The organism is Chloracidobacterium sp., assembly GCA_016711345.1.
Classification (GTDB): domain Bacteria; phylum Acidobacteriota; class Blastocatellia; order Pyrinomonadales; family Pyrinomonadaceae; genus OLB17.
This window is the reverse complement of the sequence record JADJTD010000001.1, coordinates 1,353,156-1,364,250: the sequence shown is the minus strand read 5'-3', so window position 1 is coordinate 1,364,250 and position 11,095 is coordinate 1,353,156. Positions and strand designations below refer to the sequence as shown.

At 52.5% G+C, this 11,095-nt stretch carries 3 protein-coding genes; all 3 read left to right on the top strand.

All coding sequences use genetic code 11. The features are described from left to right. The first annotated feature begins 210 nt into the window (after nucleotides 1-210). The 3 genes from IPL32_05565 to IPL32_05555 all read left to right on the top strand — a co-directional run bounded on the left by IPL32_05565 (nucleotide 211) and on the right by IPL32_05555 (nucleotide 11,080). Nucleotides 211-6,366, top strand: coding sequence for a M36 family metallopeptidase (locus tag IPL32_05565; protein ID MBK8465281.1), 6,156 nt, complete (start codon nucleotides 211-213; stop codon nucleotides 6,364-6,366). 702 nt (nucleotides 6,367-7,068) lie between these two features. Then, nucleotides 7,069-10,167 (top strand): PQQ-dependent sugar dehydrogenase, encoded by a 3,099-nt coding sequence (locus tag IPL32_05560; GenBank protein ID MBK8465280.1) that lies wholly within the window; start codon nucleotides 7,069-7,071, stop codon nucleotides 10,165-10,167. Nucleotides 10,168-10,366: 199 nt separating this feature from the next. After that, complete coding sequence (locus IPL32_05555) at nucleotides 10,367-11,080, top strand: hypothetical protein (protein MBK8465279.1); 714 nt, start codon at nucleotides 10,367-10,369, stop codon at nucleotides 11,078-11,080. Nucleotides 11,081-11,095: the final 15 nt, after the last annotated feature.

The following is an 11,095-nucleotide window of genomic DNA, read 5'->3' as shown; positions in this document are numbered from 1 at the left end:
GAAGAGTATTGGCACAAACGGCTGCGGTTTGGCGATGGTTTGGGATTTGGCTGTTTTTAATTTTGACGGCAACTCAATGAATTTGGACTTTTAATCAGTGAAAATGTCTGGGAGGGATTTATAAGAATGTTAGGACGATCTAAAGCGGAAGCTCGCCGGAGTCTTCTATTGTGTTTATTTATATTAGGACTCATAACAGCAATCATCTTGGTGCCATATCAATATGGGACCAAGGCAGCGGGCGGCAAAGGGCAAGGTCTGATACAAAAGACCGTAAGTCACGAAGAAGGGTTGCCCAATTACGACATTCGCGAAGATGACAACCTCGGCGATCTATTGATCGGCTATCGGCAGGCATCGGGAAAAGATGCTTCGTCGGTGGCTAACATTCGTGATGAATTCGTCCGCGGAGAGGCCTATCTAAAAACGCGCGTTCCAAAGCTAAAGGTCGAATACAACACGGACATCCGCATACCCGAGGTTATCGGAACGGACGTCGAGCAGGGACGTGCGTTTTTAACCCGCGCGACACGCCCTGCCGGAAACAAACATGCTGACGTTCTGATCAACTTCCTTAAAGATAGTAACTCGCTTGTCGGCACGACAGACCGACAGATAGACGATCTAAATGTTTTCGCAGATTATACAAATCCTGACGGCAATCTTTCGTGGGCTGAGCTCGAACAGTTCATTCACGGAGTGCCGGTATTTCGCGGCGGCGTAAAGGCGGGTTTTACAAAACAGGGTGAATTGATCCGCGTCATTAATAACCTGGCTCCCGGCTTGGATTACGAACGCGTCTCTACCGATTTTGGCGACGCGAGTGCTGCGGTTCGTTATGCGGCACCTCTCGCCAACTACGAATTGAAGACGAACGACACGGTACCCAATGCAGATGCATCCTCGAATCTTAAAGTTAGATTCGGAGCAGGCGGCGATTGGGACGTTGCAGCTGAGAAAATGTATTTCCCTACCGAGCCTGGTGTTGTTGTTCCTGCATGGAGAGTGCTCATCTGGAAGCCAGTAAATGCATATTACGTGATCGTCGATGCACACAGCGGCACCATGTTGTGGAGAAAAAACCTCACTGAAGACCAGACACAGCCTGCCACATATAACGTGTATGCAAACACCACAAGTCTGGTAAGTTCCCTCGACAGCCCTCAACCGATAACACCGGGCCCACTGAGTCCGAGCCTTGGCACACAAGGTGTGTTCCAAACTCGCACAAATGTCACGCTCATCGGCAACGAAGCTCCAAATCCGGGACAGAATAATCTTGGATGGATTACCGATGGAGCAAACGGCGGAAACGGCTGGACGGACGGCAATAATGTTGGGGCCGGCCTCGATATTGATGGAACAGACGGCGTCGATTCTGCTCAAGCCGGTAGTGGCCGAGTCTTTAATTTCGATTACAATCCGCCTCCGGGAAATCCAGGACCTGGCGATGCTCCGACGAGCCCGACTCTGCGGAGCGGCGGAGTAACGCATCTTTTCTATTTCACCAACCGGTATCACGATGTCCTCTACTCACTTGGATTCACCGAGGCCGCTCGAAACTTCCAAAATGATAATTTTGGACGCGGCGGGAACGCAGCCGACAGGGTTTCTGCCGAGGCGCAGGATTCGAGCGGAACAAATAACGCAAATTTTTCGACGCCGAGCGACGGTACCCGCGGAAGAATGCAGATGTATGTCTTCCTGAATACACCGGTTAACCGCGACGGCGATTTCGATGGGGATGTCGTTCTTCACGAATTCACTCACGGCCTTTCTAATCGGCTGATCGGCAATTCGGGAGGCCTTACCACCCAACGTGCGCGAAACATGGGTGAAGGCTGGTCAGATTTCGTCGGAAGCTGCCTGCTTTCCGAGCCGACCGATCCGGTCAATGGAATTTACACGACCGGTGCTTACGATACGTTTAATGTATTCGGTATCGGTACCGGTAACGGATATTACGGCATACGGCGTCTGCCCTATGCTCCGATCGGTTTTAAAGGCGGCCCTCAGAACCGTCCTTTCAATCCACTGACAGCCGGCGACATAAATACCGGCTGTAATGTTTCGGACGGAGCGTTTCCTCCGCAAGGCGGCACCGGAACCTGTGATCAATTTCACAACGGCGGCGAGATTTGGTCTTCAATGCTTTTTGAGATTCGGGCACAGCTTATCAACAGGCTCGGACAGGCTCCCGGAAATCTTAAGATGCTTCAGTTAGTCGTTAACGGAATGAAACTATCGCCGGTCAATCCCACGTTCCAACAGGAACGCGATGCCATCATCGCCGCTGCTCAGGCCAGCTCGGCAGCTCCGGAAGCCGCCGTTGACGTCGCCGACGCGTGGACGGGATTTGCTCTTCGCGGAATGGGTGTTGGGGCGACGGATAACGGAACGACCGTTGTCGAGTCCTTTCTCGCTCCGGGTGCGGTCTCGACAGACCCTTTCTCTGTGAGCGATTCGTCTGGCGACAACGACGGATTTCCAGAACCGGGCGAGGCTCTGCTTTTGAGCGTTGCGGTCACCAATACAACCGGAGCGACTGTCGACAACGTTCAGGTGAATGTGAGTGGCGGCACCTCCGTTAATTACGGAAGCATAGCAAGCGGCCAGACAGTGACGAATAACATTTCCTACACCGTGCCGTCAAATGCAGTTTGCGGCAGTGTTCACGTTGTTTCGGTTAATGTTGTAAACCCCACCGGCACCAATACCACTAACAGGAGCTTCCGTCTTGGAGCACCGAATGTGCCGGCGTCTACATTTACCAATTCGGCGGCTATAACAATTCCTAACGGTGCTCCGGCAACAACAAACGGCCCATCAACGCCGTATCCGAGCACGATCGCAGTTTCGGGATTGTCAGGAAACAAGATTGTGAAGGTTAAGTTCAATCAACTGTCGCACACTTCACCGAACAATATCGACATTCTTCTGGTAGGCCCGGGCGGACAGAAAATGGAGATCGTATCAGATCAGGGGGGAGCGACTGCTGTATCTAATATAGACCTCACTCTGTCGGATGGTTCTTTGAACGGAATTCCGGGTGCAATGGTCACGGGTGAGTTCAAGCCGACTGCGGATGCAGGTCAGGATGCCTTTCAGGCTCCTGCTCCCGGCCCAGTATATTTATTGCCTGCTCCGGGTGGATCAGCGACTCTTGCGTCGGCATACGGTTCGGACGGCGCGGCAATGAACGGAAATTGGAATTTATTTATCGTCGACGATACTGCGACCAATGTTGGTTCGGTTTCCGGCGGCTGGTCGTTGATATTCGAGTCTGCGGACTTTACCTGCTCGATCGTTGGCGGGCCAACGCCAACCCCGACCGCAACGGCAACTAACACACCGGCCAACACGCCGACGTTTGCACCGTCTGCAACCGCAACGGCAACCGGCACCCCACCTGTAACAGTGGCTCTGCCGAATGTGAGTGCTTCACCAGGAGCTTTGATAACAGTCCCGATCACGGTGGGCGACACAACAGGCCGCAGCATCATTTCATACGACCTGAACATTGATTATAATCCGGCAGTTCTACAGCCGGCGGGCGGCACTGCCTGCACGGGTAATGCTTGTTTCGATGCTGCCGGAACATTGAGTAGTTCAATGTCGATCACCCCGAACGCCAATTTCGCTGGACACTTTATTATCTCGGCATTTCAGGCCGCGAATCTGGCAGGAGCGGGCACGCTGATCAATCTGAAATTCAACGTTGTAGGCTCGGCAGGGCAATCAACGGCGCTTACTTTTGCCGACTACACGGATCCGGCCCAGATCTTCCATCCGGGATTCGTATGGAACGAAGGCGATCCGCCGGTATTCATCACGAATGGAGGCTTCACGGTCGCCGGCGGTGCGACTGCGACGAACACGGCGACAGGCACAGCGACAAATACTGCTACACCTACGCCTACTTCGACGATCATCGGCTCGCCGACAGGCACATCTACGTCGACCGCAACGCCGAGCTGTACACCTGCCGCCTGGCAGGCAGGCCCCGCACAAGCTCCGGCCCGTTATGCCATACAGGGAGTGCTGGGATCAGACAACCAACTCTATATTGCAGGTGGCCAAAGTGCCGACGCAACACCGGTTGTGTCTGCTCAGGTATCTCGATATAACTCAGCGACAAATACTTGGAGCAATGTTGCACCTCTGCCCGTTCCGGTCAGTCAGGCTGCCACAGGCGCGGCTAATGGCAAGATATTTGTCGCCGGCGGCTTCACAGGAGGCACAAGTGTGACCAATGCCTTGCAGATTTACGACATCGCTACTAATGCTTGGTCCACCGGTGCGGTCATGCCCGCTGCCAAGGAAGCAGCAGCAGCAGCAGTCGTTAATGGCAAGTTCTACGTTATGGGTGGTGACGACTTTAACAATGGAGTTAACACCAACTTTATCTACGACATCGCAACCAACACCTGGTCTTCGGGAACGGTTGTGCCGGACGCTCGTACGAATACCTATGGTACGGCGGTTAACGGACTGATCTATGTTTACGGTGGCGTGAACATCGTCTCAGGCAATTTTGTGACTACCGACACCCTTCTGCGTTACGATCCTGTGGCAAACAGTTGGACCAATCTCGGTTCGGCAGGAACTGTGGGATTACGCGGCAACTACGGAGCCGTCTCGCAATATGGTTCGGGTCAACTCCTGATCACGGACGGTGCAAACGCGGCGGGTGTTTCGACCACGGCGACTCACATCTTTACCATCAGCAGCGGCACGTTCAGTGCAGGCCCGCCGATGCTTGGCTCTCGAGCTGGGCATGCACAGGGAACGCTGCCCGATGGTCGAGTGTTGGTAGCCGCCGGTTTCAACACGGCGAGCACTACCACTAGCGCGGTAGAATTGCTCGGCACCCCGTGTCCGACCGGTACGCCGACAAACACCCCGACGGCAACATCGACAAACACGCCGGTAGCAAATACGCCGACGGCGACATCGACAACTACACCGACAAATACGGCGACAAGTACGCCGACGTTCGCTGTCTCAGCGACTCCGACAGCGACCGGAACGCCGCCTGTGACGGTGGCCTTGCCGAATGTTAGTGCTTCACCGGGCTCGACGATCACGATTCCGATCACGGTCGGTGACACTACGGGTCGCGGGATCATATCGTATGACCTAAACATCGATTACAACCCTGCAGTACTACAGCCGGCTGGCGGCCTAGCGTGTACGGGAAATGCATGTTTCGATGTGACGGGCACACTTAGCAGTGCGATGTCGATCACGCCTAATGCAACCTTCAACGGACACTTCATAATCTCAGCATTCCAGGCCGCGAATTTGGCAGGAGCTGGAACTCTGATAAATCTGAGGTTCACGGTTGTAGGTGCTAACGGAACGTCATCACCGCTGACCTTTGCGGACTACACGGATCCGAATCAGATCTTCCATACCGGATTTACGTGGAACGAAGGCGATCCTCCGGCATTTACGACAAACGGAAGCGTTACGGTCGGAGCAGCAGGATCACCGACAAATACGGCAACGGCAACACCGACCGGAACGCCGGTAGGACAGGTATTTGCCAACAGTGCTGCTATGTGTACCACACTCGGCACTCAGGCTGATCTCTATCCTTCGACGATCACCGTCACGGGTGGACCGACTCAGATCCAGACTGTACGAGTTACGTTGTTTGGTGTACAACATCAGTTCCCGGACAACATGGACTTCCTTCTGGTAGGCCCGGCAGGACAGAAATTTGTTCTTATGGCTGATGCAGGCGGAGCTCTTCCGCAGGCTTCGCCTGGAGTGAATCTAACCTTCGACGATGCAGCAGGACAGGTATTGCCTGATTCGGGACCATTGACGACAGGGTCATTTGAGCCAACCACATGGGAACCGGGACAAGGAGTCTTCCCTGCACCGGCACCTCCGGCACCTTATAACGAACCGGGAAGCACCGTCGGCGGCATTGGAACCCAGACTTTGTTCGGCAACTTTGGCAACACGAACTCCAACGGTACATGGAGCTTGTACATGCGTGATGACGCAGGTTTACTCTCACGAGTGAACGCCATCACCGGCTGTGTAAACGGCGGCTGGCAGCTGCAGTTCATCCAGGCTACGGCTGCCGGTGCGTCGATTTCGGGACGCGTTATTACTGCAGACGGGGCAGGTATTCGCAACGCTAAGGTTGTCGTGACGGGCAATTCGCTCACTGAGCCGATTGTCGTGACGACCGGAACGTTCGGTTACTTCACTTTCGACGGCCTTAGGACCGGTGAAACTTATGTGGTAACGGTGAATTCACAGCGTTACACCTTCAGCGCACCGAGCCGCGTGATCAGCCTTGTTGACAATGTCTCCGATGCTGACTTCGTAGCGAATCCTCAGGAATAGCTGATATTTGATCTTTGATCTTTTTAAGGGCGGCCTTCGGGTCGCCTTTTTTTTTCGATCGTTCGATCATTTACGGTTGGGAGAGGTTTTTAATGTTGAAAGCCAACAACTGCTTTTGATTCAGTACGTTAAGGGTAATAAGCGAATAAGCGCCGCTTTGCGACCCCCAAAAAGCCATCGCAGACCCTCAAAAAGCCATCGCTTACCCCCAAAAAGCCACCTTGAAAATGCTCTTTTTTCGTCAAATATCTGTTTCGCGCTCGCAAACGCCCATTGCGATCAATGTCATTCTAAAAGTCGTCTAACAATACGTTTATCAATGCTGCGAGTAATCGCTCAACGACGCCTTTTCCTGCCGCGAAATGAGAACGATGAAAATAAATGATGCCGATGAATTATGAATACGTTGATAGGAACGATACTGACTCGAATTTTCTTTGCGGGAAAAATCCTCCCGCAAAGTCGCAAAGTGGCAAAAAGAGACCGAGCGAAAAAAAAACAGAGATCAAGTTAAGACGCGACACCGATCCTTGATATTGTGGACAATTATGGGTATCGATGGCTATACTAGACTTTTCCGCCCCGCTAGGTCATCTCCCTCAGATGAATATAGGAGACCATCGTATGCTGACTTTTTCTTTTTCAAAATCACTAACGAAATTCCACATTTTTGCATTGTTGATAGCTTTCATAGTGATATGTATGCCTTTGCAAAGCATGGCAGCGACCTTGCCGCCGGGTTTTACGGAGACCTCAATTAGCGGTCTTTCGACGCCGACGGCGTTTGCTATTCATCAGGACGGGCGGATTTTTGTCACGCAGCAGGGCGGGGCATTGCGAGTCATAAAAAACGGAGTACTGCTGCCCACGCCATTTACGTCGGTGAGCACCACGTCGAGCGGCGAACGGGGTATGCTCGGCATTGCCATTGATCCAGACTATGCAGCCAATCGTTATATCTATGTTTACTACACCGCGACGACGCCAGCGACCCATAATCGCGTCAGCCGGTTCACTGCCGATCCTGCAAACGAGGACGTAGCTCTTGCCGGCAGCGAGCTTGTGATCCTCGACCTCGATAATCTCAGCGGCGCGACAAATCACAATGGCGGAGCGATACATTTCGGCCTCGACGGAAAACTCTACGTCGCGGTCGGCGATAATGCTTCTTCGGCAAACGCACAGTCGCTAAATAACCGCCTTGGCAAAATACTCCGCATCAATTCCGACGGAACGATTCCCGGTGATAATCCGACTACTTTTCCGGGCATCGCCGGTTCGACAACGGGTTTAAATCAGGCTATCTGGGCGGTTGGCTTACGAAATCCGTATACGTTCGGCGTGCAGCCCGGCACGGGCCGCATGTACATCAATGATGTCGGCCAAAACACTTGGGAAGAGATCGACGACGCCGGAGGCGGAATCAATTTTGGCTGGCCGACATGCGAAGGCGGGTTTCTGCAAGGCACAAATACTCCATGCACTAATCCAAATTTTACAAACCCCGTTTACACTTACTCTTCGTCGTCCGGCAGCGAATGCACGATCATCGGCGGCTCTTTTTACAATCCGACAAACACAACATTTCCTGCTCCTTATGTCGGCAAATATTTTTTTGCGGACTACTGCGCCGGCTGGATAAAATATGTCGATCCTGCAAACCCGTCGGCGACGGGCGCGGCTCCGACCTTTGCGAGCGGTATCGGTTTTGGCGCGGTGGACATACACGTTTCAAACGACGGCAGCCTTCATTATCTTAACCGCTCAAGCGGAACGATCTTTCGCGTTGTATATACAGGCAATCCGACACCGACAAATACGCCGACCAGTACAGCGACCGCAACGCTGACGCCAACATTTACTCCGACAGCAACAAGTACGCCGACAAATACGCCAACCGTTGTGCCCTCGCCTTTTCCTGAATACGATCTAACGGTCAGTCAAACCGATTCTCCCGATCCGGTCGTTGTCGGCCAACAGCTGACATATACTTTGACCGTAACTAATGCTCCAAGTGCTTTGGGCGGTTTTGCATGTCCGAATGTGCGGTTTGGCTATCCGAGCGGTGTTTCATTTTCTTTTAATAGCGCATCAGGAACAGGTGGTTTTAATGCGATACCGGATGTAGGCGGCATTACCTATTCCGGAGGCTGTTTGTCATCTACGGGCGGCCAGCCGCAATCGGCCACGTTGACGCTCGTGATAACACCTACGTCAGCAGGTACGCTCACCAGCCTCGGCACAAGTGTCGTTGTTGACCCCGAAAACACCTGGCACGAAGACAACGAAAACAACAACACGGCGGCAACTATTATAACGACAGTCACAACAGCAACGCCGACAAATACACCAACGAGCACACTGACTGCAACAGCGACAGCAACAGCAACATTCACACCTACGCCCACGCTGACTCCAACCGCAACGCATTCGCCGACAAGTCCGCCGCAGTCCACCAATACCAATACTGCGACCCCAACTGCGACGGCAACGAACACGTTCACCCCTACAGTTACACCTTCGCCTATTTTGTCGTTCTATGATCTCCGGATCAGTCAGTCTGATTCTCCTGATCCCGTCCGCGTCAATCAGGATCTAACCTACACTTTGCTCGTGTTCAATTACCCTCGGCCCCAACCTCCCTTTGGCGACGTTGCGTGTCCCAAAGTGAGATTTGGCTATCCGACCGGAGTTCCGTTTGCATTTGTCTCCACTACCGGAACAAATGGCTATACTTCGATGGCCGATATGGACGGCGTCACTTTCACTGGCGGGTGTATTTCTTCTGAGGGAGGAGTTGTGGGATCGGCTACGCTGACCGTAGTTTTACGCCCCCTGTCTTTAGGCGCGTTATTAAGTGCGGGAGCTAATGTCGTCGTGGATCCTGAAAACCTCTGTTTGGAATACGACGAAACTAACAATGCTGCTCAGACGATCTCAACAACGGTCGTAACCACTCCGGTGTCACGTATGGCGTTTGATTACGACGGTGATCGCAAGTCGGATATTTCAGTTTTCCGTCCGTCGACTGGTGCTTGGTATCTGCAGCAGTCGCAGGCAGGGCTTTACGGAACTTTGTTTGGATTTGGGTCCGACAAAATAGCTCCTGCGGATTACGACGGCGACGGAAAGACTGACATCGCTGTTTATCGGCCATCGACAGGCATTTGGTATGTCTTTAACAGTTCGAATGGCAATGTTACGTATCATGTGTTCGGGTTAGCAGAAGATCTTCCGACGCCTGCGGATTATGACGGAGATGGTAAGGCGGACATTTCTGTTTTCCGTCCATCGACAGGAACTTGGTACAGGCAGAACAGCTCGGATGGTACGTTCTTTGGCATTCAATTCGGATCAAGCGAAGACAAACCTGTGTTTGCCAATTTTGATGGTGATGGGAAATCGGACATCGCGGTGTTTAGGCCATCGACCGGAGCTTGGTATTGGATAAACAGCTCGAATGGTTCGATCCAAGGCGAGTTGTTTGGAAATGGCAGCGACATTCTAACACCCGCAGATTACGATGGCGATGGAAAGACCGACCTTTCCGTCTATCGGCCATCGACCGGTATCTGGTATTCAAAGACAAGTTTCAACTCGCTCTACACATATTTCATCTTCGGCCTCGCCAGTGACATTCCGGCACCCGCCGATTACGACGGAGACGGTCATGCCGACATCTGCGTGTTCCGTCCGTCGGATGGCACATGGTATCGCCACAACAGCTCGAACACACAATTTGTCGCGTTCCAATTTGGCACTAACGGCGACAAACCGACGCAGACGGCGTTTAGATATTGATAGCGTCTTTTGACGCGGATTGCACGGATAGGGCGGGTCAAGACGGATAAAGTAGATATCCGCTTGATCGGCCCTTTACGCGTTAAGATCCGGGTAATACCGCAAATTTCGTTCTGAAAATTTTGAAACTCTCTCAAATCGTTATAAAATCGCCCAATAATCAAAATCACCCTATTTCTTAAGGAGAAAGATCATGGCGATGAATGAACCTTTTGACTGGCGGCGTTCCGATAGGAGGATCTACGCGGCTGCTGCGATCCTGTTTCCTATCGCGGTACTGATAGGCTTTGGACCAACATATTATCTCAAGTTCGCATTCGATTCTCCGCCTATACCGTCGATGCTTGTTCACCTTCACGGCTTGCTGATGACAATGTGGATCATCCTGTTTATCACACAGGTTTATCTCATTTCTTCTAAGAAAATAAAGTTACACCAGAAGCTCGGTATTTTTGGAACGGCACTCGCACCGTTGCTTGTCATCACCGGTGCGATGACCGGTATCGCTTCCGCTGCTCGAGGCGGCGGCGTTCCCGGAATTCCACCGTTGTCATTCCTGATCGTGCCGTTAGGCGATGTGATTGTGTTTGCCATCCTTTTTGCCGGGGCGGTGTATTATAGACGAACTCCTGCTAACCATAAGCGGCTCATCCTTTTGACGGTGCTCAATTTTCTGCCGCCGGCGCTTGGCCGGTTTCCATTCGCGTTTGCTTCAACGCCGCCGTTTTTCTATGGCATCCCTGATCTGATCGCGATCTCGCTCCTGATCTATGACACTTGGAGAAACGGCAAACTGAACAGGGCATTTCTCGCGGGAACAATTCTTCTCATAGCGTCGCACATCATTCGCCTCACGATGGCGGGGACCGATACTTGGATCCGTATTGCCACATGGCTGACAAGTTTGGTGTGATCGATGACCAATTCG